This window comes from uncultured Jannaschia sp. (genome assembly GCF_947494055.1).
Taxonomy (GTDB): Bacteria; Pseudomonadota; Alphaproteobacteria; order Rhodobacterales; family Rhodobacteraceae; genus Jannaschia.
On the sequence record NZ_CANLTR010000185.1, the window covers coordinates 1 to 453 of the forward strand.

1 protein-coding gene is annotated in these 453 nt (G+C 66.2%); it reads left to right on the top strand.

All coding sequences use genetic code 11. The annotated features are described in order from the left end of the window. Window positions 1-83 precede the first annotated feature (83 nt). Window positions 84-453 (top strand): helix-turn-helix domain-containing protein (locus Q1A87_RS23775; protein WP_299657358.1); only part of this gene is annotated, 370 nt, incomplete at its 3' end.

A 453-nucleotide genomic window follows, 5' to 3' on the forward strand; every position in this document is an offset into this window, starting at 1 on the left:
TTGTAGCCGCAAAGCTAAACTGTCACCCGTGAGCAAATCAGAAGTGTCACTCTGCCCTGTCTGGACTGGGCTTGGAGCGTGGCATGGGATGGGTGACGATGAGCGGGCGCGAGTTGCGGCGCGTGGAGGTTCTGGCGCAGCTGGATGATGGGCGGATCGACGCGACGTCCGCGGCGCATGTTCTGGCGATGAGCCGGCGGCAGGTGTTCCGGCTGCTGAAGCGGTTCCGCGATGAAGGCCCTTCGTCGCTGGCCCATCGTGCTCGCGGCCGTGTGCCCAACAACCGGATCGGCGATGCGGTCCGCGAGGTGGCGCTGGACCTGGTCCGGGAGAAGTACTCGGACTTCGGCCCGACGCTGGCGGCCGAGACGTTGGCGGAGCGGCATGACCTGCGGGTTTCGCGCGAGACGCTGCGGCGATGGATGGTTGAGGATGGGTTGTGGCTGACGCGCA